Here is a 25,953-nt window from a genome sequence, read left to right as displayed (position 1 = left end):
AACTCAGGTATGGGACAGGGCCGCAGAGGATGTGCGCGGCATCGGGCAGCCCTCTACAGTGGCGGCGCCCGTTCGTCCAGAGCTTGCAGGCGTTAAGGCTTGAGCTTGATCACGCCGATCACCGCCGGGGCGGGGGCATCGCTTTTCGCATTGCCCTGATCGTCGAGATTGCTCCACTGGCTGTCGGCGACAAAGACGAACTCGTCACCGGACACTGTGCCTTGCGTCGGCTGGGACAACAGCTTCGGCGACCGCAGCAGGATTTCAACTGAATCCACCTGGTTCCAGTCTGCCGACATGTGCAGGCGCAGGATGCGGTTGGGCTTCAGGCCGTTCTGCACCGCGATCAGGTCATTGCCATAGCGGCTCAGGGAGGTGATGCCTAAAAGGTTGCCGTCCGCCGGCGGCAGCAGGCGCGCCATGGCGCCGGTGGTCAGGTCGACGCGATAGAGGCCGGAGGTGAAGTCCGTCACCATCAGGGCCGTGGCGTCGGCGTTTTCGGCCAGGCCCTGCGGGCTGTCCATATAGCCTTCGGGGATCAGGGTTTCCAGCGTGTCGCCATAGCCGGTCAGGCGCAGCACCTCGCCATGCGCCGTATCGGTGACATAAAGATCGTCACGGCCCAGCAGCAGATGGCCGAATTCGCGGTCTTTCTTGGCCGGATCGCTGACCGCCCTCAGCACCTTGCCGTCGGCGGCGCTGAAGGCGACAATCTTGGAATTGATCGGCTTGGCCGCATCATAACCCTGGGTCAGGCGGCTGTGGACCGTGGCGGCATAAAGCGTGCCGTCGCGCAGGCCCAGACCATAGGCGGCGACGCCGGGGCGAAAATTGATGACATCGCGCGCCCCTTCCGGCGACATGGCGATGACCTTGCCGTCATGGATACTGGTCAGGTAAAGCTGTTGCTGGTCCGGCAGATAGGCCAGCCCCTCCACGATATTGAAACCCTTAAGCGCTGTCAGCCCCTCCATGTCGCCCACAGTTGTCTGGTTAAGCTGAAGCTGGTTTTCCAGATCCGTGTTCCAGACGGCGTTGAAATCGGTATTTTTGGCGAGGTCCAGTTGGTTGCCGCGCTTCAGGTAATCGAGCAGGGCAGCCCTGGCTTCCGATTTGCGCTTCTGCGCCAGGAAGACCTGCGCGCGCAGCAGCGGAATGGAGGGCGAGTCCGGCAGTATGGCCTGGGCCTTGTCGAAATCATCGAGCGCCGTGGCGGTGTCGCCCTTATCGAGCGCCGTCATGCCGTCGCCGCGAAGGGTGCGGAACCGGCCGAGATCGGAGGCCGGATCGACGGTCTGGGCCTGAGCGGTTGCGGCCAGGACCATAATCAGGGTCGAGACAAGGATCAGGCGTTTCATTTGCCGGCAGCCGTTTTGGGTGCTTCTGTTTTCGTCATGTCGACCACCAGGCTGATCGGCACCGCCGTCGTCTGGCGGACGCTGCGCATGATGATGCGGCTTTCGACGCCGGAAACGAGGTCCGAGGCCAGCAGCTTGTCGCGCAGGAAATCGTCATAGGCGTGCATGTCGCGCGTCATCACCCGCAGCATATAGTCCTCGTGGCCGGTGACGGTCTGACAACTGACGACCTCCGGCCAGTTTTCCAGCCGCGCCTCGAAGGCTTCCAGATTGGCGCGCGAGGGCAGGGCCAGCTTGACCGAAATATAGACCTCGAAGCCCAGACCCAGCTTTTCAGAATCGAGCACCGTCACCCGTTTGCGGATCACGCCCAGATCTTCCAGCCGCTTGATGCGGCGCCAGCAGGGCGAGGGAGACAGCCCGACGCGCTCCGCCAGGTCGGCCACGGAGAGCGAGGCGTCTTCCTGGATCAGTTCCAGGATACGTGCGTCGAGTTCATCGATCAGATCTGACAAAATTTACCCCCAAAAACGCGGCAATGCACAGCAGTCCTCTATTACTGGGCATAAACAGTGGAAATTTCTACCCAAAAAAGCACCAACGGGTGTCAAAGGCCACAAAACTGCGGCTAATGGACATCCACGCAGGAAATTGGCGGCAAAGGGCTGTAATTCCGCCGAATATATGTACGATACCGCCTACATTTTCGTCTGCCTCCGGATAAGTCCTTTCATGCGCGTCCTCAATATCATGCTGGCCCAGGTGCGTGGTGGCGTCGAAACCATGTCCCTGCGCTATCATGAGGCGATGACGGCCGCCGGTATCGATGTTCTCAGTCTTGGCCACAGCGATGGCGTGCTGGCGCATCACCTGCCGGCTGAGTGCTTCCGGCCGGTCAATGCCCTGGTCAATCATGATCCGTTCGCTGCCTGGGCCCTGCGCCGCATCGCCCGCGACTTCCGGCCGGATATCGTGCTGACCCACGGCAACCGCGCCACCGGCATTGCGCTCCTGCCCTTTCTCGGCACGGCGGAAAAGACGGTGCAGGTGGTGCATAATTTCCGCCACAAGGGCCAGCTCAGCCGTTTGCGCGCCGCGATTTGCGTCTCCGATTCGGTGCATGACAGCGTGGCCGCGGTGCATCCGGATATGCCCCTGTTCACGGTCGCCAATTTCGGCCCGCTCACCGAACGCCCGGTCAAGCCGGCGCCCGCGGGCACGCCGGTGCTGGGGACACTCGGCCGCCTGCATGTCAACAAGGGCATAGACGTCATGGTGCGTGCCATGGCTTTGCTCAAGGCGCAGGGCGTTAAGGCCGTGCTGAAAATTGCCGGCGACGGCCCGGAATTGCCGCGCCTGACACGCCTGATCATCGATGAGGGCGTTTCCGGCCGCGTCCAGTTCGCCGGCTGGATCGAAGGGCCGGCGGATTACCTGCACGGCCTCGACCTGTTCGTTCTGCCGTCGCGCGTCGAGCCGTTCGGGCTGGTGGTGGCCGAAAGCATGGCGGCGGGCGTGCCGGTGGTGGCGACCGATATCGACGGGCCGAAGGAGATTTTACAACACGGGGCGCTGGGCCAACTGTGCGCGGCGGAAGATCCGGAAGCATTGGCGGCGGCCATAGCCCTGGCGCTCGCCGACTGGAAAACCACGCTGGAAAAGGCCCGCGCCGCGCAAAGCCATGCCCTGTCGCAGTTCAGCCTGGCGGCCGGACAGAAGCGGCTGGTGGAAACCCTGCAACAAATTGCGCAAAATCACTTATCTTAAGTCTTGAACCCCGCAGACATATTGGCTATAGGCCCTCCCTCCGGGAGCGTGAGCCATCCGCTCTCATACGGACACTGGTACGGTTGGGTAGCTCAGATGGTTAGAGCGGTGGATTCATAACCCACAGGTCGGCGGTTCGATCCCGCCTCCAACCACCAGGGGCGCCCGTCAGGGTCGCGGACCCTGGACCCGTAACACAACAGCGCGGGCGGCAGGGACCATATCCAATTACAAATCCTATTGATCGGCTGTCTTAATGCTAAGTGCGAATCTAGGGCCAAATTGCAGACGTATCTATGCGAGTTTAAAATATATTTTCGCTAATATAGTTTTTCAGAGATAGGCCACTGTCTCCGAAGACTTTTAAATATATGATTTTTCCATTTTTATTTGCGGCCAACTTTATCGGTCCTTTTTTATCCCTGTCTTCGGCAGTTAAAACAATAGAATAGAAAGAATGAGATGCGACTGCAGCATCCGCTTGATTTCGAGTTAAACCTGTTGGGCGCTTACTATTTCCGTTTAGCATCGATTGCACATCCTGCGATGCATACCAGCCTCGTCCTTTGTCGGATTGAAAAGTCCCTTGGCCAAAACCACCATATGTTTGAACCGATGACGGCGTTCCATCTGGTTCTAAGGTCGCAAATCCAAAAACTGATGTCGTCTGAATTTGGTTCGCATGGATTGTCTTGTAAATATAAGCTTTAAGAGGAATGTTGTCGGTTCCGTTCTTAGACGTGTCTGGAATGGCCGCTATTTCGATTTCCACTTCTCGCGGCATAAATATTGAAAATCTCTCCTTAGGCAGTTCGACAGATAAATCTAACCCGCGATCGAAGAAATAATTCCAAGCGCAGCAATCGATACAAACGGCCTGCTTCATTTCAATTCCCATGTTAAAATTAGATGTTTTAGTTTTAGAGAGCGTCGATTTGAGGTCATTAAATACAATTGTCCATTTATGAATGACCGAGGGCAACGTATTTTTTGCGGCTTATTCATATTGCTGCGTCAAGTTGAGCGAAGCCCTCATGGCGACCGCCATGATCGATGACTTAACCGGGCGTAACTCGATATCGGTAATCCGCTGGCGTAACCCTTATTTCCGTATCATACCGGATAAACTGATCCCTTACTGGTATTTCGATCAAAGGCCCTGTAAGAGCGCCGCATGTCCGACCTGTCTCTGCTTACCATACGCGACGCCTCGGTGGTGCGCGGCAAACGTTATCTACTTAACGGCCTGAGCCTGACGCTCAAGGCTGGCCAGCATACCGCCATCCTGGGGCCGAACGGCTCCGGCAAGTCCACCCTGGTCAAGCTGATTACGCGCCAGCTCTATCCGCTGGCGGGCGGCCATGTAGAGATTTTCGGTCAAACGCGCTGGAACGTCACCGAACTGCGCGGCCTGATCGGGATCGTGTCGTCTTCTATGCAGCTCGATTTCGACGCCCATCCGCCGCTGGAGGTTTTTGACTGCGTCGTCTCCGGTTTCTTCGCGGCGCGCGGCCTGTGGAAGCAGCACGCCGTCACCGAAGAGATGCGGGTGCGCAGCCGGGAGGCCCTGATTCAGACCGGCGCGGATCATCTGGTGGGCCGCGACATGTCGACGCTTTCCACTGGCGAGGCCAGGCGCGTGCTGATCGCGCGGGCGCTGGTTCACAGGCCGAAAGCCCTGCTGCTCGATGAACCGTGCGCCGGGCTCGATCCGGCGTCGCGGCGGGTCTTCCTGGAATCCCTGCGCCGCCTGGCCGCCAATACCACCCTGATCATGGTCACCCATCATATCGAGGAAATCCTGCCGGAGATCGGTCATATCGTCATGCTGCGCGATGGAAGGGTATTGCACGAAGGCGGCAAAGCCGACCTGCTCGACAGCGCGCACCTGACCGAGCTTTTCGGGATGCCGGTCGAGGTCACCGGGCGCGGCGACTGGTACAGCGCCAGCGTGGACTAAATGGCCGCGCGGGTGCTCGATATAAAGCCGCCGCCCAATACCCGGCCGTCATCGGCGGGATCATAGAGCACGCAGGCCTGGCCGGGGGCCACGCCTTCCTCGGCGCCGTCGAACTCGACCTCAATGCCGGTGTCACTGGCGATCAAACGCGCCGGCACCGGCGGGCGGGTGGAGCGCACGCGCGCCAGAACCGGCTTTTGCGCCGTGGCGGCCACCATGAGATCGGCCTCATCGCCCAGCCAGTTGGTTTCTTTCAGCGTCAGGGCGCGGGTCAGCAGGGCCTCGCGTGGGCCGACAATGATCGCCTTTTCGTCCGGATCGATGCGGGTGACGAACAGGGGCTCGCCGACGGCGATATTCAGCCCCCGGCGCTGGCCGATGGTGTAGCCGGTGATGCCGTCATGACGGCCCAGTACGCGGCCGTCGATATGGCGGATATCGCCCTTTTCGCGGCCTTGCGGGCGCAGTTTGTCGATCAGAGTCGTGTACTTGCCTTCGGGAACGAAACAGATGTCCTGGCTGTCGGGCTTGTGGGCGATTTTCAGGCCGAGTTGCTGGGCGATATCGCGCACTTGCGGCTTGGGGATGCCGGCCAGCGGAAAGCGCAGAAAATCGAGCTGTTCGCGCGTGGTGGCGAAGAGGAAATAGCTCTGGTCGCGCGATTGATCGGCGGCGCGGCGCAATTGTCCGTCTACGGAACGTTCGACATAGTGGCCGGTGGCCATGGCCTCGGCGCCCAGATCGCGGGCGACATCGAGCAGGTCGTGGAACTTGACCGATTGGTTGCAGCGGATGCACGGCACCGGTGTTTCGCCGCGCAGGTAGCTGTCGGCAAATTCCTCGATCACACTGTCGCGGAACCGACTTTCGTAATCGAGCACATAGTGCGGAATGCCGATCTTTTCGGCCGCCATGCGGGCGTCGTGGATGTCCTGGCCGGCGCAGCAGGCGCCCGTCTTTTTCAGGGCTGCGCCGTGGTCGTAAAGCTGGAGGGTGACGCCGATGACCTCATAGCCGGCCTGATGCAGCAGGGCGGCGACCACGGTGGAATCCACCCCGCCCGACATGGCGGCGACCACGCGCGATCCCTCCGGCAGCCCGACGCTCAGACGGGTGGCGGCGATGGCGGCATCGAGATCGGCCGATTGGATAAGCGGAACAGCACAGACGGTCATGCGCCGCTAAATAAGGGAAAACCGAGTAAATTGCTAGGGTATCGCCGAAAACTTATTGCCTATAGCCCCAGGTGAACATCCAGCGGTCGATGCCAGTCAGCGAGGTCAGGTCCTTGCCCTTGTCATATTCCAGGCCGAAGACATAGTGGCTCTGCGGCGTGGGGTAATAGGCGGCGCGCGAGATCAGGCGGTCGGCGGTGGCGCCCTGGTTACTCAGATCCTGGCGGCGGTTGTATTGCAGGTTGAAGCCGAAGCTGGGCTTGTCAGGCCCGCGATTGAGCCGGACATCCCACTGGGCGTCGAAGCCGGCGCGGGCATATTGCGGCAGGTCGATGAGGGCCGCCTTGGCGCCCGGATCGCTGACATCGACATAGTCCGTCACCAGGGTCATGCTGGTGGTCTGGCAGATGACGCACTGGGCGTCGTTTCCGGCTGAACTTAAGCCCGGCAGGCTGGCATCCAGCCACGTCTTGACCGGCAGGGTGAGCGACGCTTCAAAGCGGGTGAGGGCCGATTCCAGCCGGTCGTCGGTTTCATAGGCCGCGGTCAGGCCGCCGATATAGGCTTCCTTGCCGTCATTGCGGGCGAAGCGGAAATGGCCGCGCAGGCCGAGATCGAGATTATTGACCTCATTGGCGACGTTAATATTGGAAATGCGTTCATAGCTGGTGAAGGGGCGGATATCGCCGAAGCCCTGTGTCGCCACCGTCTGGTCGCCCCAGGTGACGATGGCCGGCGCAGCGATGGTGCCCTTGGCGGAAATGACGGCCGCGGCATCGGCGGCATTGTCGGTATAGGTCAGGCGGGCCGGGTCGCGCTTGGTATAGTCGTCCTTTTCAGTCTCGCTGACGGTCGAGGCAATGCGCCAGTGCGAGATAGCGGCGCGCAGGCCCGTTTCGGGCGTTTTGTCCTCGGGCAGGTCGGCAACGATCGCCGGCGCGGGGGGCAGGGGCGCGGCAGCCAGGCAGGTCAGGGTGTAGGTCGGGCGTGACAGGTCGAAGAAGGCAGCGATGCGCTCCGGGCGGCTGGCCGGTTCGGGGGTGTCGCCGGTCCAGCTCAGGCGCAACTGGCTGTTTTCGCGGGCATCGAGCACGGCCGCGACCGCCGCGTTCAGCCGGGCGTAACTGCTGCCGTCTGCCGGACAGGCATCATCCGGGCAAGCATTGGCCACGCGCTGGGCCAGGGGCGTTTGCGGGCCGCTGAAATCGGCGACATCGACAACGATCGGGTAACGCGCCAGAAGCTGGGCGATCGCCTTCTGCCGGGGCAATTGCCGGGCCTCGCCTTCACCTTCGCAGGCAACGGTATCAAAGCCTGTAAGGGCATTGATATCCGGAATCGTTGCCGCTTCGGCGGAAATAAGCAGGCTGGCCAAAAGGCTGATCATGGGGCGAATGCTTCCCAGAAACGGGCCTTAACCAGAAAGGCCCTTCATGGATGCGTGGCTAAAGGCCGCGCGGCTCCCCCGTCATAACTGCGCAGATGAACCGCAGATGACTAAAATAGCCGCTGAAACCGGAAGGTCCACCCCGAAAGCGCAATAAAAACAGGGTTATCCGGTGGCGGCAATTTTATCTTGAATAAATCAATATATCATGTAATCTTGATTTATGGATAAACTACACGCTCTCGATGCCTTTTCCGCGCTCGGCCAGGAGACCCGGCTCGATGTCTTTCGCCTGCTGATTCAGGCGGGGCCGGAAGGCATGTTGGCCGGTGAAATCGGTGAGGCGCTGAGTGTGCGGCAGAACACCATGTCGGCCAATCTGGCGATCCTCACCCAGGCCGGCTTGATCCGCCCTGTGCGCGAAGGCCGGGCGATCCGCTATTTTGCCGATATGGAGGGCGTGAAGGGCCTGCTGGCCTTCCTGCTCGAAGACTGCTGTGGCGGCCGTAAGGCGCTTTGCCAGCCCGTGATCGACAAACTGGCCTGCGGATGCTGATTGTGCCGGATTTGAAACGCCGCCTGTTTTCTGAATGTATCGGCACGGGTTTCCTGCTGGCCACGGTTGTCGGCTCCGGCATCATGGCGCAGAGACTGGCGGGCGGCAATGACGCCATTGCCCTGCTCGGCAACACGCTGGCGACCGGCGCCATGCTGGTGGTGCTGATCACCATGCTGGGGCCCATATCCGGCGCGCATTTCAATCCTGCGGTGACGCTGATCATCGCCCTGCGGCGCGAGATAAAAGCCCTGCCGGCCCTGGCCTTTGTCGTGGCCCAGATCATCGGCGCCGTCGCCGGGGTCTGGCTGGCACACGCCATGTTCGGCGAGGCCATTCTTCAGCTTTCGCAGAAGGTCCGCGCTGGTCCGGCACAGGCCCTGTCGGAAGGGGTGGCGACCTTCGGCCTGATCCTGACCATTTTCGCCACGCATCAGGCGCGCCGGGATTTCGTGCCGGTGGCGGTGGGGCTCTATATCACGGGCGCCTACTGGTTCACCGCCTCGACCTCCTTCGCCAATCCGGCCGTGACGATTGCGCGCAGCCTTTCCGACACCTTCGCCGGCATCCGCCCGGCAGATGCGCCCGCCTTTGTCCTGGCGCAGATCTCCGGCGCCCTGCTGGCCCTGGCCGTCTGCACCTGGTTCCTGAAACCCGCACACGAGAAATCCGCATGACCCCGATCATTTTCCACAATCCCGACTGCGGCACCTCGCGCAATGTGCTGGCCGTGCTGGAAGCCGCCGGCTACCGGCCGGAGGTTTTCGAATACCTGAAAACCGGATGGACGCGCGAATTGCTCCTCACCCTGCTGACCGTCTCCGGCCTCACGCCGCGTCAGGCGCTGCGTGAAACCAAGTCGCCGGCTAAGGAACTGGGTCTGCTGGAAGATGGCGTCAGCGACGAGACGATCCTTGCCGCCATGCTGGAAACGCCGGTCCTGGTCAACCGGCCTTTCGTTGTCACCGATCGCGGCGTGAAACTGTGCCGCCCCTCGGAGTTAGTGCTCGACCTGACTGACCGCTATCCGCCAGGGCCTTTCGCCAAGGAAGACGGGCAACTGATGATCGATGCGGATGGCCAGCGCCTGATTTAAGCGGGTTATTTCAGTAGGTTGAGCAGGCTGGTCGAGTTGAGGTTGGCCAGCACCTGGGCCGAGGCCTGGACGGCCACCTGCGCCTGTTGCAGGTTGGAATAGGCTTCGGCCATATCGACCGAGGTGCGCTTATCGACCAGTTGCGACAGCGAATCCGCCTGGCCCTGCAGGGAGGTCTGCGTGTTTTCGACCCGCTTCTGCATGGTGCCGTTGAGCGCGCCCTGTTGCAGCATGTCATCATAGAGCTTGCCGAATTCCTGCGACTTGGTGGTCAGGAAGTCCTTCTGCGCGTCGGTGAGTTGGTCGCCGAAGGGGCCGGTCGTCGGGTCGTCATTATAGTCCTGCACCTCCTTGTAGAGGCTCATCAGCTTGCTGCCCAGTTCGGAGGCCAGCATGCCGGTCTGGATGGTGGTGCCGGCATCGATCTGCGAGCTTTTCTTGACCGTGCCGTTGGTGAAGACATCGTCGGACGAGGTGACGCCGGCCAGTTGCGACATGCTGGTGATCGAGACCGGCGCGGCATTGTCATTGCCGCCGTTGAAAAGATACTGGCCATTGTGACGATAGTTCAGGCCGGAGAGTGCCGCCGAAAAACTGCCCTGCATGTCGAGCATCAGGGTGGTGCCGGTGCCATTGGCCAGCGAACTCATGATCGAATCCTTGGCGGAAGAGACGGCGTCGCTCGTGGTGGTGATGGCCAGGTCCTGGCTGTTCAGGCGGTCGGCCACGGTCTGGGTCACGTCGAGATAGGCATTGGTGCGCGACAGGGACGACTGATACGAGGCGATGATTTCCGAGGTGCGGCCATAGCCGCCCAGGTCGGTGGCCACCTTCTGGGTGGCGACCTGGTCATTGGCGGTCTGCTGGCGGGTCTGTGCGCTCATGAGGTTATTGAGGGCGTTGGACCAGGATTCGGATGTCGAAATACGCATGTTTTCGGCCTTACATCATGTTCAGCAGGACGTCATACATGTCCTTGGCGGCCTGGACGAGGCGGCCGGCGGCGCTGTAAGCCTGCTGGTACGTGGTGAGATGGATGAGTTCCTCATCGAGATTGACGCCTTCCTGGCTGGAGCGGCGCGAGGTCGCCTCATCGAGCAGGGAGGCATTGCTTTCCTTGGTGGTCTTGGCGGTGGCGGCCAGATTGCCGACCTGGCCCGCCAGATCGGAGCCGTAGCGCTCAAGAGTCGAGGTGCCGCCGGCATTCAGGCCGGCCGCGTTGAAGGTGGTGGACTGGGTGCCGATGGCCGCCATGGCCAGGCCGCCAGCGCCATCACCGCCGGCCAGGGCACTGACGCCGGTGGCGGCGTTCAGATTGACCTGAGCCAGGGAGAGATTGGCGACATTGTTTTCGATGCGCGTGGCGACAGTGAGATGGTTCGCCGCATTGCCGGCGCTGTCAGCCAGGCCGAAGAACTGGGTGAAGGAGGCGCCCGTGCCGTTGCGTGAGGTGGTGTCGCTGGTAACGCCCAGGGTGTTGGCCGGATTGCCGAAGCCGGTAAAGGTGAGCTGGCCATTGCCGTCGAGCGCGAAGGCGCCGTAGCGGCCGAGCCCGGTGGTGGTGTCGTTCAGCCCGCCCGCGCCGGTGACCAGGTCGGTCATGGTGGTGGCGCCGGCCGGAATGGCATACTTGACATTGGCGACGGTGGCGCCGGTGGCCGACTTGATGGCGAAGCTGATCGTGTCGCCCGCCGTGAAGCCGTGGGCGCTGCTGCCGGTCAGGCCGGTCTTGAAATTGGTCGGGACGTCCGAGGTGACCAGGTCATTCAGGCCGAAGAATTGCGAAAAGCCCTGACCCAGCTTGTTGGAAGGCGTGGTGCTGGTGGCCGTATTCGCCGGGGAATCGACGACGGCCACGCCATCCGTGCCGCCGGAGGTCAGGCTCATCTTGCCGTTGGTGAAGTCGAGCGTCGCCGCCCCGCCCAGACCGGCATTGATGTCGCTGACGAAGCTGGACGCCGAGAAGGTGCCAGCCACGCCATCCATCAGGTAGCTGCCATTGCCGCTGCCGTCGGTATCGAAGGTCAGAGTCATCTTGTGGGTGATATTGCCCGATGAATCGAGCGTGACGATATTGGTCTCGCCCTGGAAGCCGGTAATGGCCTCTTCCTCGGTCAGGCTGGTATTCTTGCCGGTGAGCGAGGTGGGGGCGGGCACGGCGCTGGAGGCATTGTGCGCGGCATTGAGCTGGTTGCTGAACTGGGTGACATACTCGTTGAGCTGATCGTTGATCGCCACCGAGGTCTTGTCGCGGATGTCGAGCAAGCCCTTGATCTCGCCTGAAGCCAGACTGTCGGCGAAGTCGCGGGTTTCGTTATTGACGCCGGTGAGGGTAATCGGGCCGAAGCTGGTGGAGGCGTCGACACTGGTGGCCGGCGTATAGGCCAGGGTGGCGGCACTGGCGCCGGAAACCAGCACCGTGCCGGACTGTGTGCGCAGGGTAACGCCGCCATTGGCTTCCTGGGTGACGCGGACATCGACCAGTTTCGACAACTGGTCGATATAGCTCATCTGCGTGGTCTGGGCGCCGGTGGTGTCGGTGCCGGAAACGGCGGCGCCCGAAATCGAGCCATTGAGATCGCGGATGCTGACCAGCAGGTCGTTGACCGAGGTCACGGCGCTGGCGATGCGGGTATCGGCATCGCCGCGGATGGTCTGGATCTTGGTCGAAATCCGGCCGGCTTCGGACAGGAAGCCCGACACATAGCTGATCGCTTCCTGACGGCTGGCGCTGGAGGTCGGATCTTCGCCGAGCTGGGCCATCGAGGACAGGACGGAACTGGCCTGGCCGAACAGGTTGTTGGTGTCGGTGATATCGCCGAACTGCGCCTGCATCTGGTCGAGCAGTTCGTAGGACGTGTCGGACTGGGCCGAGATCGAGCTGGCCTTCAGGGTGGCCGCCTGGAGGAATTTGTCGGCGGCCAGAGTGACCTGGCCCGACTGCACGCCCATGCCGACGCCGGCGGTGACCACGCTGGTCTGATGCGAAACCTTGCGGATATAGCCCGGCGTGTTGAGATTGGCGATATTGTCGGAGACGACGTGCAATTGGTCCTGCGCGGTCATCAGCCCCGAAACGCCGATGTTCATGATCGAACCTAGTGACATGCGGCGGGCTCCCGGCGGGCGTTCATAGGCAAACCCTGCACCTGACCCGGCAAAAATGACCGGGGGCTTTTATGGCTTAATTTTAAAAAACGTTTTGTTTTCATAAACTTAGCATTTCGTTGGTGGCGAGGGTGGCGGTTATCTGCATTAACAGTTTCAAGTCCTGTGCCAGCATAGCCTGTCGTCAAGGTACGCACCCGCGCGCGGGGTCATCATATCGCGCGCCTGCGCGTGAGGGGGGCGGGGGCGGCGTCGGTGATGTCGCCTGATGGAGGGCCGGCGCCCGGCGAAAAACGCCGCCGCTCTAGGCAAATTTGACCTCAGATATCGGCAAAGACCACCCCTTCGGGTCTGCTGAAAAGGGCATAATTTTAGTTAAATCAATTGGTTAATGACTGGCCCGGCGTTTGCAGGGGCTTTTCGGATCAGATGCGCAAAATGCGTTGACTTCGCCCCCGACCGCCTGCCGCAAGATGCGACCGGCCGTTCCCGATGTTCTCGCGGATACCCGAATGCCTGCGCTGTTCGATTTCCCCTTCCTGCCGATGGCGGCGTCCGGTGTATCCACCGGCGGGGATACGGCTGCGCCGCAAACTACAAATCTGGCTGGAAACACGGCGGGGAGCCTTGCAGCCGCCACCACCGCCGCTGATTTCGCCAGCCTCCTGGCGGGTCTGAACGCCGCGCCGACCGCAAAGGGGGCGGCATCCGGGCTGCCTAACGGCCTGCCGCCGGTCGCCGTGCCGTCCGCCGTCAATCCGGTCGTTGTGCCCGTGATGGCGACTGGCGATGTCCCGGCCCTGCCGGTCACCGCGACCCGGTTGCAGGCGCAGGTGCCGGTGGTGGAAACTGCCCAGGCCGCCACGCCGGCGGCGGTTGCGGCTGTGACTGTGCCTGAGGCCATGACGCAAACGGTTCAGCCCCAAATTCCGGACACGATTCTGGCTCCGGTTTTGGCCCCGGCTGTCGCGGCCGAAGCCGCGCCGGCCTTGCCTGACGCCCAGCCAGTGACGTCAAAAACGGCAACGCCAAAGCCGGTGCTGCACGCCGAAGCGCCAGTGACCGAAATGCCCGTCGCGATGGTGACAAAGGCTGAGGTGCCTCAAACTCAGGCGCCTCAAGCCGAGGTGGCACAGGTCCAGGTGACCGAGGCGGCGGTCGTGACCCCGCAAGCCCTCGCTGCTCAGGCGCAGACGCTGAAGGCCGCCGTGCCGGTTGCCCAGACACCCGTTCTGATCGAAACACCGGTCGTCACTGCGCCGGTCATCAAAACGGCCGAGGCGAAACCTGGCAAAAGCAAAACGGCGGATGCCGAAACCGGCAAGACAGCCGTCAAGGCCGATGACGCCACTGACGTTACGCCGGATGAGGCCAGCCTTGCCGTGATTGCGCCGGTCGTGGCATCTGTGACGCCACCTGCCATTCAGCCCGCCAGCGCGCCCGCCACTCAGCCCGTTATCGCCGCCGGCGATGACAAGGTCACGCCTGCACCAATTGGCAAGCAAGCCCCGGCCGCTCCACAAGCGCCCGCGCCGCAAAATCAAGCCGATGCCGCTGATGCCGATACCGCCGACAATAAGCCAGAGGCCGCCGCCCAGCCGAAATTTGCCGCTCTGATGACTGCGGTGCCGCAAACCGCCGCGCCCTTTGCAAAGGCGCAGGCGCCAGCGGTCATCGCCTCGTCGGCGGGCGCTCCCGCCATTGCGGCTGCGCGCACTGAAACGTCTGCCCCTGTAGCCGCAAATGACGCCGCGTCGACGCAGGCGGCGCAAACGCGCTCTGCGCCGGTTCAGGCCGCGCCGGTTCAGGTATTTCAGCAGACATCTCAGACTCAGGCGCCTCAGGTTCAGGCATCTCAGGCCAAGGCCGCCCAAGTTCAAAACCAGGTCCAGGCGACCGCTCGCAAGCCCGCCAGCCTCCCGGTAGAGAACAGCAGCGAGCCGGCTCCCCCGCCGGTCGCCGCCGCGCCGTCCGGTTTCTCACTGGCCAGTACGCCGGTGTCTAACGATACAACCGGCTACACGCCCGCCGCCACGCCACAGGCGCCGGCCACCAGCCTGATGTCGCAGACCGCCGTCGATAACCTCAATGCCCTGAGCGTGCAGATCAACCGCCGCCATGCCGAGGGCGCGACGAAGTTCACCATGGAGTTGCATCCGGCCGATCTAGGCAAGGTCGACGTAGCGCTCAGCATCGGCCGTGACGGCCGGATGACGGCGCATATGACCTTCGATTCCGACGTCACTGCCGCCACCTTCAGCGCCCACGAAACCGAGCTGCGCCAGCAACTACGCGATACCGGCCTGCAACTCTCCGACGACGCCTTGAGCTTCTCGACGCGCCAGAAGACCGATGCGGTGGTTCAGGCGCAGGCGCATACGGTCAATGCCAGTGCCCGCAGCGCGGATGATTCGTCTTCCGGGGGGGGCTCTGCCGGCGGTTCGCCACAGCAGCAAAACACTTTCACTCAGGCGGATAGCCAGCAGGGCCAGAACCGTCCGAACAGCCAGCATCTGGCCCAGATGGCGCGCAACCAGGCCGCCGCCGATCAGGTTGATGCCGACCTAGATGCCCTCAATGGCGCTATCGATCCGGCCGCCGCCCGCCTGAATTACCGTCAATCCTCATCGCGTCTCGCGCTCGATCTCAGCGTCTAGGAAGCCCCCCATGGTCACCAGCGTCGCCAACACCAATTCCGCCAGCAATCCCACCTCGAATACCGCGGCGGATTCCTCGAAGTTCAGCACCGACTACACCACCTTCCTCAACCTGCTGACGGCGCAGGTAAAGAACCAGGATCCGCTGTCGCCGATGGATACGACCGAGTGGACCAACCAGTTGGTGCAGTATTCCTCGGTCGAGCAACAGATCAAGGCCAACGGCTATCTGGAGACCATCGCCAATGCCTCCGGCGCCTCCGGCTCCATGACCTCAGCCGTCAACTATATCGGCAAGACCATCGGCAGCGACGAGCCGACCGCCACGCTCACCGATGGCGGGTCGGCCACCTGGAACTACACGCTTGGGTCCACGGCCACGTCGGCCACCCTGACCATCAAGGATGCCGACGGCAAGACCGTCTGGTCCGATTCCGCCGATGACCTGACCGCCGGCACGCACAGCTTCGCCTGGGACGGCAAGGACAGTTCCGGCAATGCGGTGGGCGCGGGCAAGTACACGCTCAGCGTCTCCGCCGCCAATGCCGACGGCGCCATCGATGCCTCGGCCGGCCTGACCGGCATCGTTACCTCCGCCCAGACAGAGAACGGCAGCACCGTCCTCAAGATCGGCAATTCATCCGTTTCGCTCGACAGCATCACCAGCGTTTCCTGATTTTAACCCTGCTTCACACCGTTTTCCGGGAGTTCCACACATGAGTATCAACAGCGCCATGCAATCCGGGGTTACCGCGCTCGCCGCGAACGCCACGGCTCTTGCCACCATCTCGAACAATATCGCCAACTCGAACACCACCGGCTACAAGCGCGTCACCACGAGCTTCACCGATCTGGTCAGCGGCACCAGCAACAAGCACTCCTATACGTCGGGCGGCGTGGTCTCGGTCAATCGCCAGACCAATACCACCCAAGGCGAGCTGAACAGCGATACCTCCGGCTACAGCCTGGGCGTCAACGGTCAGGGCTTCTTCGTCGTCTCGGATCAGGCCGGCACGGTGAGTTCCTCCAGTTCGCTGCTATTTACGCGCGACGGCACCTTCTCGACCGATACGGAAGGCAACCTCGTCAATTCCGGCGGCTTCTATCTGCAAGGCTGGCCAGCCGATTCCACCGGCACCATCACCACCTCGGCCACCGATGCCAACCTGCTGGCGCCGATCAATGTCAGCGATCTGGCCAACAAGCCAGCCGCCACGACGAACGTCAACTTCAAAGCCAACCTGAATTCGAAGACCACGGTGTCTACGGCGGTCAATCCTGATCCCAACGATTCCACGACCTTCGGCACCGGCACCTATGCCGATGCCATCACCAACAGCACGCTCGACGCCACCACGGCCATGTCGACCTACAGTTCGACCGCGAACACCGGCACCAAGCCCGACGCCACCATCTCGGCCAGCATCTCGGATTCGCTGGGCCAGGAGCACACGATTACCATTTCGCTGCTGAAGGGGAACATCGATTCCACGACCGGCAAGACGCAATGGTATTATGAAGTCTCGTCTCCCGATGTCACCAGTTCTGTCGGCGGCACGGACAACGGCTTGCACCAGATCGACATAGGCTCGCTCTATTTCGATGCCAATGGCAACCTATCCACCGATCCGACGGATTATGGCGGCACCCTGCCGGCCATACTGAGCGGCGGCTTTACCATTGGCGCTTCGGCCGATGCCGCCGCGCCGCCGGCGGATGGCGCCTACTGGAATTCCAATGTGGGGGCCGCCGGTCAGTCCATCGATATGGGCTTCGGCACCTCGGGGCTCAGCAGCATTACCCAGGTCGCCAGCGACACCACCACCAAGTCGATCACGGCCGACGGCACGGAATTCGGTTCGCTGTCCAATGTCGAGATCGGCAAGGACGGCCTGGTGACGGCCATCTATAATAACGGCCACACCAAGACCCTGGCCCAGATCGCGCTGGCCACCTTCCTCAATCCCAATGGCCTGACGGGAGTCAGCGGCAATGCCTACAAGGTCTCGACCGACTCGGGCGCCTATTCGCTGAAGGTGCCGAGCACCAATGGCGCCGGCAGTATTGACGCCGATACCCTGGAAGCCTCGACCGTTGATATCGCGCAGGAATTCACCGGTCTGATCACGACCCAGCGCGCCTATTCGGCGGCCTCGAAGATCGTCACCACGGCCGACGACATGCTCCAGGAACTGCTGAGCATCAAGCGCTAACTGAATTGTAGAGCGGTTATTGAAGTTTTAATCGCTCTTTTCACTCTATACTTATGTGTATAAAAACGATTAATACGCGTTAATCTTGAAATTGAAGCCTTAACACATACTAAACAGAGTATTAACGATACCTTACCGCAAATTTTACGCCATATTTACCATGGCAATTAAGCGGATATTTAAGGAGGTCGTGTAGGATGCTCTCATGTGATGGTAACAAAGGCAAAACGCCATGCTTCAAGAGCAACGCCGCGATAACAAAGGCGAAAAATACGTGATTGGTCCTACCGGGGCAAAACTGACACTCAACGACCTGCCGCCCGCCGGCACGGAACGCTGGGTGATCCGCCGCAAGGCGGAGGTGGTGGCGGCCGTGCGCGGCGGTCTCCTGACCTTCGACGAGGCGTGCGAGCGCTACAACATTACCTCGGAAGAGTTCCTGGGTTGGCAAAAGGCCATCGAGACCCATGGTATGGCCGGTCTGCGCACCACGCGCATCCAGAGCTACCGCTAACTCTCAGGGTACGACGAGATTTGACAGCCACGCCTGAGTGATCAGGTGTGGCTGTTGTCGTTTGCGTCACCCTTGCTTCAGCAGAACTTCGGCGATCTGCACGGCATTGAGCGCGGCGCCTTTGCGCAGGTTGTCGCCAGCCACGAACAGCACTAGGCCGTTATCGGCTGAAGCGTCGCGGCGGATACGGCCGACCTGCACCGGGTCACGACCGGTCACGGCCAGCGGGTTCGGCACATCGGCGATTTCCACGCCCGGCGCAGTGCGCAGCAGTTCCAGCGCCGCTTCGGGGGAGAGGGGGTGCTCGAACTCGACATTGATCGACAGCGAGTGACCGGTAAAGACCGGCACGCGCACGCAGGTGGCGGCTACCTTCAGGTCGGGCAGACCCAAAATCTTGCGGCTTTCATCGCGCAGCTTCAGTTCTTCCTCGGTATAGTCGTCCTCGCCGAGCACATAGTTGAGCGGCACGACATTGAAGCCGATCGGCACGGCCCATTTGCGGATATCGCCCATGTCGACGGCCGCGCCATCATGCGCCAGCTTTTCAATATCCTTGCCAGCAGCCAGGATCTGATCGCGCAGGATTTCGATGCCCTCGATGCCGCCGCCGGAGACTGCCTGATAGGTACTGGCCACGAGACGGGTCAAACCGGCCGCCTCGTGCAGGGGCTTCAGCACCGGCATGGCGGCCATGGTGGTGCAGTTGGGGTTGGCGACAATGCCCTTCGGGATATGGCGCAGGGCCTCGGGATTGACCTCGGAAACGACCAGCGGCACGTCGGGATCGCTGCGCCAGGCCGAGGAGTTGTCGATCACGATGGCGCCCGCCGCGGCCACCTTCGGCGCCAGGGCCCTGGAGGTCGAGCCGCCGGCCGAGAAGAAGACGATATCGAGCCCGCCAAAGTCTGCCGTGGCGGCGTCCTCGATAACGATGTCCTGGCCCTTGAAGGCCACGCTTTTGCCGGCGGAACGCGCGGAAGCAAACAGGCGCAAGCTCGCCAGCGGGAAATTGCGCTCAGCCAGCAGGGCCAGCATCATGCTGCCGACCAGACCGCTGGCGCCGACAATACCGATATTGGGTTGGGTTTTCATAAGTCACGTCTCCTTGAAAATTAGGCGGAAACGCAGGGGTATGGTTGTGGAATACAGACCGGCCCCGCGTTTTCGCGGGGCTTTGTCCGGTGTCTGCTGTTAAACCGCCAGCACGACAGGACCGCCCCGCATACGGGTCGGTGTCATTGTCGGTTTTGTGGTGGTCATCATGGACATGGCGGGGCTTATAGAGGGAAAGATCGGGCGCGTAAAGGTGACTTTTGCCTCATAAGAATGACTGGCTATTGTAATGCGATTGCAATACAATAGAAGCCGTTGCAAAGGCAGGATCACATGGCTTCCGTACCCGTACAAACCCGCGTCGAGGCGTCCGTAAAAGAGCGAGCCGGCATTGTTCTCGGTAACATGGGCCTGACGGTTTCCGATGCAATCCGTATCCTGTTGACACGCATCGCCAATGAAGGTGCCTTGCCGGCCGGACTGACAGTGGATGCGGTGGCTCATGATCTGTGGTTTCGCACCAAGGTGCAGGAAGCGCTGGATGACCCCCGTCCCGCCATATCTGACGAAGACGTCAAGTCGCATTTTGCTGCTCGTCGCGCAAAAGCCCTCAGCAAAGCCGAAGGCCAGGCGTGAAGCTTGAATGGTCTGTCTTCGCCCTGGCCGACCGTAACGGTATTTTTGACTTCATAGAAGCCGATAGCCCGCGCTCCGCAATAAAGGTGGATAGCGCCATAGAAGCTCAGGCGGAGCGGCTGGTTGATTTCCCGGAAAGCGGCCGTCCGGGACGCATAACGGGAACCAGAGAAGTTGTCGTGGCACAATTGCCCTATGTGATCGCCTATCGTGTCACATCTGATCAAGTGCGCATATTGCGCGTCCTTCACGGTGCGCAGCAATGGCCGGATAGTTTGCCGCAATAGGGTTTAAGCGGGCGCCTTGTCTAACCTTTTACCCTTCGTATCAGCGGTTTCAGCCAGTTGCGGACCGGTTCATCGAAGAATTTCACCGCCAGCCAGGCGAAGGTCACAACGAGCACAAAGGCCGCCGCGCCGGCGATATGCGCGGTTTGCAGGTCCGGCTTGGTGAAGGTGACAAAGTTCATATAGATCAGCAGGAACGGGTAGTGCAGGATATAGATCGGGTAGGAGATGCGCCCGGCGAACTTGCACAGCGCCATTTCCAGCGCGGGGATCTGCGAATGGGCGCCGCAGAGGATCAGCAGCGGAAAAACCACGATCACCATCGAGACTTCGTAGAGGCCGTTGGCGTGTTGGCCTAAAACGGGCAAGTCCTTCGGCATCAGCGGTGTGGCGAAGACGGCCACCAGCACGATCGTCGCGGCGATCCAGCCGAGACGGATTTTCGGGAAACGGTCGCGGACGCGATAGAGCCACAGGCCCATCATGAAGGAAAAGGCCATGCGCGCCGTGCCCTGCCACAGGGTCTCCCAGTAGGAGCCGAGATCGAGCGTATTCTTGTCCCAGGCGCACCAGGCCAGCAGCGCACCGGCCAGAACGACAAGCAGGCCCAGTGTTTTCGTGCCCAGGCGGCGCAGCACCAGGGCATAGGCCAGGTTGCCGATATATTCCTGCAAGAGCGACCAGGCGGGGCTGTTCAGGCTGTGGGTATCGGTCCAGCGGTTGGGCAGGGGCGGGTGCGGCAGCAGGAGGCAGATCAGGGCGAAATAGCTGAATACCGTGCCGAGCGGAATGGCCTTCTGGTTGGTGGCGAAGGGATCGAAAATAAAGCTCAACAGGCCGAGCACCGCCCCCAGCAGAACCAGCGGATGCAGGCGCACCAGCCGGATCAGGATGAACTGACGCGTTGTCATGGTCTTCCAGCGGTCATCATAGGCGAAGGCAATGACGAAGCCGGACAACACAAAGAAGAAATCAACGGCGAGGGCGGCATGGTGGAGCAACTGACCGGTATCGGCCCAGGAAACGGTCATGCCCATGATATGAAACAGCACGACCAGAACGGCGGCGCTGCCGCGCAGACCATCGAGTACCTCAAAGTGCGCTTTACCGGTGACGGTGGTATCGGGCGTGGTGGTCATCTGTCCTCACTGTATAGGCGCCTTTTGTGGTCTGGATTTGCAAATCCGCCGCAGGCTTTCCCTCTCGATAACGGGTTTTGGGAGCGCTATCAACAGGCAGGAACTTGGAAAGGCTGGTTAGGCCCGCACGCGCAGGGTTTCGATATCGCGCGCCGGCGGGCAGCCATATAGCCGGCTGTATTCGCGGCTGAACTGCGACGGGCTCAGGTAACCGACGCGGTGGCCCGCTGTGCCGGCATCGCAGGCCTCCACCAGCATCAGCCGCCGGGCCTCATGCAGGCGCAACTGCTTCTGGTATTGCACCGGCGTTAGGGCGGTCACCGCCTTGAAATGGTGGTGCAGCGAGGAAACGCTCATGCCGCAGTCGCCGGCCAGGTCTTCGATGCGCAGGGGCCGGGCATAGTGTTCGCGCAGCCAGGCCACCGCGCGGGCGATCCGGTTGCCCGGCGTATCGGCGCGGGCGATATTGAGCAGGCGCGGGCCATCCGGGCCGGTCAGCAGGCGGTAGAGGATTTCCTGCTCGATCAGCGGCGCCATGGCGGGGATATCGGCCGGCGTATCGAGCAGGCGCAGCAGGCGCAAAACGGCATCGAGCAGTTCCGGGGGCGCCTGATTGACCCCGACACCGCGCACCGGGGCGGTGGTGAAGGCCGGATGCGGAACCGGAAGCCGGGCGATAACCTCGCGCAGTCGATCGCCATTGATCAGCATTCCCATGCCGAGTTGCGGCACCTCCGGGCTGGCTTCAGTGACGCAGGAAATCACCGGCAGGTCGAGCGAGATCACAATGCACGAACCCACGCCGTAATGGTGGGTCTCCGACCCGACCGTGACGCTCTTGGCCCCCTGCGCCACTAGGGCGAAACAGGCGTGCTGCCCCTTGTGGAAGGGTTCGGTGGGGGCGGAACGGCGGCCGATGAACAGACCATCGATCGGTGTGCCGATATCGCCATCTTCCGTGGCGTAACGGGCAATGAGCGCGGCAAGCTCACGATAGGGCGTAAAGGGCAGGCTCATAAGGAAACCGTATATTATGTGGGAAGCCGATCATAGCAGAGCCGCGTCCGCAGGAAATGGCTGATCCACGTCTTTTGCAGGATTGTGCATAAGGCTTGCAGGATCGCTATACCGCCGGATGCGCTGACCAGTGCATGTTGGGTTATCAGCAAACATCGGAAATACGACATGGCTTCCATAACCGCCTGCGGCGCGGCCACCCGCCCTCACGTCTTCCATTCCCTCCTGCGCCATCGCCAGGCCGGCGTCGGCAAGTGCGTCGCCATATATGGCACCGATGGCCTGGCCCATATGGCCATCCGAATTGCCCGCGCTACCGGCGCCGAGGTCAGTGCGCTGGCGCCGGTCATATCCGCCACCGACCGGTTGTGGATGGGCGCCGATCATAACTTCGCCACCAATGATCCGATGACGCACCGCGCGCTCGAAGGCGCGTTCGACCTGATCGTCTGCACGGAAGCCGACGCCGATATCAAGGCCTGCCTAGGCCTGCTCAAATTCGACGGCGCTCTCCTGATGCTGGAGGCGCAGGCATCGCCCGACCTGATCCGGAACGCATTGACCTTCTGCGGCCTGTCGGACGTGATGCATGTGGAACGCCTGTGATGAGCGAAGCGGTCGAGATCACCAGTTTCCGGCTGGCCCGCGGCACCTGCGCCGAATTCATCGCCGCCAATGCCGATGTCGATGCCTGGCTCAGGCGGCAGCCCGGCTTCCATTCGCGGCGCATCTGCGAACGCAGCGACGGCCTGATCGTCGACATGCTGATCTGGGCGTCCGTGGCGGATGGCGAGGCGGCCGCCGGCGGCGTGATGATGGAACTGGCCGACTCACCCGTCCATGCCCTGATCGACCAGGCGACGGTTTTGTGGAGTGTTTCGCCAGTCCGGCATACGGTGGCTTAAGACCGCTTCGCCAATAACGTGAATTTGAACGGCTGCCACTCGCCCCCTGCCTGTGCCCGTGTTAAAAAGTTAATTCCGTTTTGAAAAGCAAAGCGCCTTGCGGAATAAGCCTTTTCGCGCATAGGGCTGATTAAATTCATAAAATTCCCATCAAAAATTAATGCCTAATTAACCCCGCACTGGGAAATTATTGCCTGGTTCGGTGGTCGGTGCGTCGGGAACGCGTTTGTCCGCCTGTTTGGTAATGGGGCGTCTGGCGCGTGGACTCATTTTTCGCTGGTTTACAGAAGTTCGGTATCGGCCGGCTGACGGCCATTCTGGGCGCCGCCGCCGGCGTGGCCGCGGTGCTCGCCGCCATCGTCCTGCATGTCAGCGCCCAGCCGCAGTCCCTGCTCTATTCCAATCTCGACCTCAAGGAAGCCGGCGAAATCACCCAGAATCTCGACCAGGCCGGGATCAAATACACCGCCAAGGGTGACGGTTCGGCCATCATGGTCGACCGCGACAAGGTGGCCACGGCGCGCATGATGCTGGCCTCGAAGGGCCTGCCCACCGCCGCGTCGGTCGGTTATGAAATCTTCGACAATGCCCCCACGCTCGGCCAGACCGAGTTTGTGCAGAACCTCGATAACCAGCGCGCCCTCGAAGGCGAGCTGTCGCGCACCATCAATACGCTGAAGGGCGTTTCCTCGACGCGCGTTCACCTGGTCATGCCCAAGCGCGAACTGTTCAGCGAGACGCAGGAACAGGCCAAGGCGACGGTCGTGCTGGGCCTCTCCGGCGGCAATCCCAATGCCGAACAGGTCGGCGCCATCCGCAATCTTGTCGCTTCCGCCGTGCCCAACCTGAAGCCGTCCGACGTCACCATTGTCGATGACCGCAACCACCTGCTGGCGGCGGGCGGCGACGACTCGGCCAACGGCCTGGGCGCCGCGCACCGTGACGAGGTGGAAGACAAGCTGCGCAAGCGCATCACCGATATCGTCGAAGGCGTGGTCGGTCCGGGCGCGGCGCGCGTCACCGTCACCGCCGATCTCGACCAGACCGCCACCACTCAGGAAAAGGTCGATTACAACCCCGATGGCCAGGTCGTCCGCTCGACCGCCACGACCGAGTCGAAGGACAGCACGACTGACCCGAACAGCAACGGCGCGGTGACGGCCTCGGCCAATATCCCCGGCGGTGCGCAGCAGCCCGGCGCCTCCACCGCCACCCAACAGAGCGGCAGCACGACCGAAACCACCAATTACGAAATCTCGACCACCAAGACGACGTCCGTTACCGCCCCAGGAGAAATCAAGAAGCTGGCCGTCGCCGTCGTGGTGGATGGCATTCTGACTCCTTCCAAGGATGGCAAGGCGCCGCCGGCCTATGCTGCGCGCTCGCCGGAAGACATGCAGAAGATCGATACCCTGGTGAAGGCCGCCATCGGCTATGACCAGACACGCGGCGATCAGGTTCAGGTGGCCAATATCCGCTTCAGCCACGGCGATGTCGACGTCAATGGCGGCACCGGCGGCAAGGCGTCGATGTTCGATTTCGACAAGAACGACATCATGCGCGCCCTGGAAGTGGCCGTGCTGTTTGTTGTCGCCCTCTTGACCCTGTTCCTGGTGGCGCGCCCGCTGCTCAAATACATCACTACGGCGCCGACCAACTATCTGGTGGCGGGCCCGGATGGGCAACTGCCGGCCGGCATGGCGTTGGCCGGCGGCGGCGGTGCCGTGCCGGGCGTATCGGGGCCGGCCGACAGCGGCTTCCCGCAGATCGGTGGCGGTGGCATGGTGCCTTCGGTGAATGAGGCATCGGGCATCGATATCGCGCGTATCGAAGGCCAGGTGCGGGCCTCCTCGGTCAAGAAGGTGTCGGAATTCGTCGATCGTCATCCGGAAGAATCGGTGTCGATCCTGCGTTCCTGGCTGCACGAGGGATAAGGGATGGCTCTCGGCGCACGCAAGAATATCATTGACGACCCCAGGAAGCTTTCCGGCGTGGAAAAGGCGGCCGTGGTGCTGCTGGCGCTCGGCGAAGAGCATGTCTCGCTGTGGCAGTCGCTCGATGAGGAAGAGATCAAGGAAATCTCGCAGGCCATGTCGTCGCTCGGCACTGTGACGTCGAATGTGGTCGAGGATCTGCTGGTCGAATTCGTCTCCGGCATGAGCAATTCGGGCACCATTATGGGCTCGTATGAGCAGACCCAGCGCCTGCTGACCAACTTCCTGCCGCCCGACAAGGTCGAGGCGCTGATGGAGGAAATTCGCGGCCCCGCCGGCCGGACCATGTGGGACAAGCTCGGCAACGTCAATGAGGCGGTGCTGGCCAATTACCTGAAGAACGAATATCCGCAGACCGTGGCCGTCGTCCTCTCCAAAATCAAGGCCGATCATGCCGCGCGCGTGCTGTCTTCCCTGCCGGAAGATTTCGCGCTCGAATGCGTGCAGCGGATGCTGCGCATGGAGCCGGTGCAGCGCGAAATCCTCGACAAGATCGAGCAGACCCTGCGCATCGAATTCATGTCCAACCTGGCGCGCACGTCAAAGCGCGACTCGCACGAACTGATGGCCGAAATCTTCAACAATTTCGACCGCCAGACCGAAAGCCGTTTCGTGGCCGCCTTGGAAGAACGCAACCGCGAATCCGCCGAGCGCATCCGCGCCCTGATGTTCGTCTTCGAAGACCTGTCGAAGCTCGATCCGGGCGGTGTGCAGACCCTGCTGCGCGCGGTGGAAAAGGACCAACTGGCCCTGGCGCTCAAGGGATCGTCGGACAGTTTGCGCGACATGTTCATGTCCAACATGTCCGAACGCGCCGCCAAGATCATGCGCGACGACATGGAATCGATGGGGCCGGTGCGGCTCAAGGATGTCGACGCCGCGCAGATGGCCATGGTGCAGGTCGCCAAGGATCTCGCCGCCAAGGGCGAAATCATGCTGGCCGGTCAGGGAGGCGATGATGAGCTTATTTATTAAGTTTGTTGCTTCAAGATTTAAGCAAGAAACCCCACCACCATTCGCTTCGCTCACGGTCCCCCTCCCCAGCAAGCTGGGGAGGTATAAGAAGGGCGTAAACGCTTATACCTCCCCGACTTGTCGGGGAGGGGGACCGCGCCATTCTTCATGGCG

25 protein-coding genes and 1 tRNA gene are annotated in these 25,953 nt (G+C 61.7%); 16 read left to right on the top strand and 10 right to left on the bottom strand.

Translation table 11 applies throughout. The features are described 5' to 3' along the window. Positions 1–92 precede the first annotated feature (92 nt). Together BLO49_RS07795 and BLO49_RS07790 are read right to left on the bottom strand one after the other, a co-directional pair. Complete coding sequence (locus BLO49_RS07795) at positions 93–1,358, bottom strand: hypothetical protein (RefSeq protein ID WP_090646686.1); 1,266 nt, start codon at positions 1,356–1,358, stop codon at positions 93–95. After that, a complete protein-coding gene (locus tag BLO49_RS07790; RefSeq protein ID WP_090646683.1) occupies positions 1,355–1,873 on the bottom strand; it encodes an Lrp/AsnC family transcriptional regulator in 519 nt (172 codons plus the stop codon). The genes BLO49_RS07795 and BLO49_RS07790 overlap by 4 nt, the downstream gene beginning before the upstream one ends. 217 nt (positions 1,874–2,090) lie before the next feature. On the opposite strand from BLO49_RS07790, the gene BLO49_RS07785 reads away from it, so the two are divergent. Further along, a complete protein-coding gene (locus BLO49_RS07785; protein WP_170828257.1) occupies positions 2,091–3,125 on the top strand; it encodes a glycosyltransferase in 1,035 nt (344 codons plus the stop codon). Between the two features lie 81 nt (positions 3,126–3,206). Then, positions 3,207–3,283: transfer RNA gene (locus tag BLO49_RS07780), tRNA-Met, on the top strand. A 146-nt stretch (positions 3,284–3,429) separates the two neighbouring features. Here the strand turns inward: BLO49_RS07780 and BLO49_RS07775 are convergent. After that, the gene (locus tag BLO49_RS07775; protein WP_090647342.1) at positions 3,430–4,011 is read right to left on the bottom strand and encodes a hypothetical protein; all 582 of its coding nucleotides are present in this window, start codon (positions 4,009–4,011) and stop codon (positions 3,430–3,432) included. Positions 4,012–4,299: 288 nt separating this feature from the next. Here BLO49_RS07775 and BLO49_RS07770 point away from each other — a divergent pair, with 288 nt between their 5' ends. Then, a complete protein-coding gene (locus BLO49_RS07770) occupies positions 4,300–5,085 on the top strand; it encodes an ABC transporter ATP-binding protein (RefSeq protein ID WP_090646679.1) in 786 nt (261 codons plus the stop codon). On the opposite strand, the gene mnmA is transcribed toward BLO49_RS07770, so the two are convergent. Beyond that, a complete protein-coding gene (mnmA, locus tag BLO49_RS07765; RefSeq protein WP_090646677.1) occupies positions 5,082–6,260 on the bottom strand; it encodes a tRNA 2-thiouridine(34) synthase MnmA in 1,179 nt (392 codons plus the stop codon). The two genes, BLO49_RS07770 and mnmA, sit on opposite strands and share 4 nt — an antisense overlap. Positions 6,261–6,312: 52 nt before the next feature. After that, positions 6,313–7,647, bottom strand: coding sequence for a hypothetical protein (locus BLO49_RS07760; protein ID WP_090646674.1), 1,335 nt, complete (start codon positions 7,645–7,647; stop codon positions 6,313–6,315). Between the two features lie 223 nt (positions 7,648–7,870). Between BLO49_RS07760 and BLO49_RS07755 the strand changes: the two genes are divergently transcribed. From BLO49_RS07755 to BLO49_RS07745, 3 genes are read left to right on the top strand one after another with little or no spacing between them, the layout of a single operon-like run. Continuing rightward, entirely contained in the window at positions 7,871–8,203 is a 333-nt protein-coding gene (locus BLO49_RS07755) for an ArsR/SmtB family transcription factor (RefSeq protein WP_090646671.1), read from the top strand. Continuing rightward, a complete protein-coding gene (locus BLO49_RS07750) occupies positions 8,197–8,880 on the top strand; it encodes an aquaporin (RefSeq protein WP_090646669.1) in 684 nt (227 codons plus the stop codon). The genes BLO49_RS07755 and BLO49_RS07750 overlap by 7 nt, the downstream gene beginning before the upstream one ends. Beyond that, positions 8,877–9,299, top strand: coding sequence for an arsenate reductase family protein (locus BLO49_RS07745; protein WP_090646666.1), 423 nt, complete (start codon positions 8,877–8,879; stop codon positions 9,297–9,299). Before BLO49_RS07750 ends, BLO49_RS07745 begins: the two co-directional genes overlap by 4 nt. Positions 9,300–9,304: 5 nt before the next feature. Here BLO49_RS07745 and BLO49_RS07740 read toward each other — a convergent pair whose 3' ends face one another. Then, positions 9,305–10,231: a flagellin gene (locus BLO49_RS07740; RefSeq protein WP_090646663.1), complete on the bottom strand. Its 927-nt coding sequence runs from the start codon at positions 10,229–10,231 to the stop codon at positions 9,305–9,307. Between the two features lie 10 nt (positions 10,232–10,241). Further along, entirely contained in the window at positions 10,242–12,407 is a 2,166-nt protein-coding gene (gene flgK, locus BLO49_RS07735) for a flagellar hook-associated protein FlgK (RefSeq protein ID WP_245678934.1), read from the bottom strand. 512 nt (positions 12,408–12,919) lie between these two features. Between flgK and BLO49_RS07730 the strand changes: the two genes are divergently transcribed. The 4 genes from BLO49_RS07730 to sciP all read left to right on the top strand — a co-directional run bounded on the left by BLO49_RS07730 (position 12,920) and on the right by sciP (position 17,791). Further along, on the top strand, positions 12,920–15,064 hold the full coding sequence (locus tag BLO49_RS07730; RefSeq protein WP_170828256.1) for a flagellar hook-length control protein FliK: 2,145 nt from the start codon (positions 12,920–12,922) through the stop codon (positions 15,062–15,064). A 10-nt stretch (positions 15,065–15,074) separates the two neighbouring features. After that, positions 15,075–15,740 carry a flagellar hook assembly protein FlgD gene (locus tag BLO49_RS07725; RefSeq protein ID WP_090646658.1) on the top strand — a complete coding sequence of 222 codons (666 nt, stop codon included), beginning with the start codon at positions 15,075–15,077 and terminating at the stop codon, positions 15,738–15,740. Between the two features lie 40 nt (positions 15,741–15,780). Next, positions 15,781–17,277, top strand: coding sequence for a flagellar hook protein FlgE (locus BLO49_RS07720; RefSeq protein WP_090646655.1), 1,497 nt, complete (start codon positions 15,781–15,783; stop codon positions 17,275–17,277). Positions 17,278–17,509: 232 nt separating this feature from the next. Beyond that, positions 17,510–17,791: a CtrA inhibitor SciP gene (sciP, locus tag BLO49_RS07715; RefSeq protein ID WP_090646652.1), complete on the top strand. Its 282-nt coding sequence runs from the start codon at positions 17,510–17,512 to the stop codon at positions 17,789–17,791. Between the two features lie 66 nt (positions 17,792–17,857). Here the strand turns inward: sciP and BLO49_RS07710 are convergent, their stop codons facing one another. Then, positions 17,858–18,886: an aspartate-semialdehyde dehydrogenase gene (locus BLO49_RS07710; protein ID WP_090646647.1), complete on the bottom strand. Its 1,029-nt coding sequence runs from the start codon at positions 18,884–18,886 to the stop codon at positions 17,858–17,860. Between the two features lie 294 nt (positions 18,887–19,180). On the opposite strand from BLO49_RS07710, the gene BLO49_RS07705 reads away from it, so the two are divergent. Both BLO49_RS07705 and BLO49_RS07700 read left to right on the top strand, forming a co-directional pair. Next, entirely contained in the window at positions 19,181–19,483 is a 303-nt protein-coding gene (locus BLO49_RS07705) for a type II toxin-antitoxin system RelB/DinJ family antitoxin (RefSeq protein ID WP_090646644.1), read from the top strand. Beyond that, entirely contained in the window at positions 19,480–19,770 is a 291-nt protein-coding gene (locus tag BLO49_RS07700) for a type II toxin-antitoxin system RelE/ParE family toxin (RefSeq protein WP_090646641.1), read from the top strand. The genes BLO49_RS07705 and BLO49_RS07700 overlap by 4 nt, the downstream gene beginning before the upstream one ends. Before the next feature lie 20 nt (positions 19,771–19,790). Here BLO49_RS07700 and BLO49_RS07695 read toward each other — a convergent pair whose 3' ends face one another. Together BLO49_RS07695 and BLO49_RS07690 are read right to left on the bottom strand one after the other, a co-directional pair. Further along, the gene (locus BLO49_RS07695; RefSeq protein ID WP_090646639.1) at positions 19,791–20,909 is read right to left on the bottom strand and encodes an acyltransferase family protein; all 1,119 of its coding nucleotides are present in this window, start codon (positions 20,907–20,909) and stop codon (positions 19,791–19,793) included. 117 nt (positions 20,910–21,026) lie between these two features. Then, positions 21,027–21,926 carry an AraC family transcriptional regulator gene (locus BLO49_RS07690; protein ID WP_090646636.1) on the bottom strand — a complete coding sequence of 300 codons (900 nt, stop codon included), beginning with the start codon at positions 21,924–21,926 and terminating at the stop codon, positions 21,027–21,029. 168 nt (positions 21,927–22,094) lie between these two features. Here BLO49_RS07690 and BLO49_RS07685 point away from each other — a divergent pair, with 168 nt between their 5' ends. The 4 genes from BLO49_RS07685 to fliG all read left to right on the top strand — a co-directional run bounded on the left by BLO49_RS07685 (position 22,095) and on the right by fliG (position 25,800). After that, positions 22,095–22,532, top strand: a complete 438-nt coding sequence (locus BLO49_RS07685; RefSeq protein WP_090646634.1) for an MDR/zinc-dependent alcohol dehydrogenase-like family protein — start codon at positions 22,095–22,097, stop codon at positions 22,530–22,532. After that, the gene (locus tag BLO49_RS07680) at positions 22,532–22,831 is read left to right on the top strand and encodes a hypothetical protein (protein WP_170828255.1); all 300 of its coding nucleotides are present in this window, start codon (positions 22,532–22,534) and stop codon (positions 22,829–22,831) included. The genes BLO49_RS07685 and BLO49_RS07680 overlap by 1 nt, the downstream gene beginning before the upstream one ends. Positions 22,832–23,091: 260 nt before the next feature. Next, positions 23,092–24,765, top strand: coding sequence for a flagellar basal-body MS-ring/collar protein FliF (gene fliF / locus BLO49_RS07675; RefSeq protein WP_090646627.1), 1,674 nt, complete (start codon positions 23,092–23,094; stop codon positions 24,763–24,765). Between the two features lie 3 nt (positions 24,766–24,768). Next, positions 24,769–25,800: a flagellar motor switch protein FliG gene (fliG, locus tag BLO49_RS07670; RefSeq protein WP_090646625.1), complete on the top strand. Its 1,032-nt coding sequence runs from the start codon at positions 24,769–24,771 to the stop codon at positions 25,798–25,800. Positions 25,801–25,953: the final 153 nt, after the last annotated feature.

It is taken from the genome of Asticcacaulis taihuensis (genome assembly GCF_900100255.1).
GTDB classification, from domain to species: domain Bacteria; phylum Pseudomonadota; class Alphaproteobacteria; order Caulobacterales; family Caulobacteraceae; genus Asticcacaulis; species Asticcacaulis taihuensis.
This window is presented reverse-complemented; position numbering and strand designations above follow the sequence as displayed.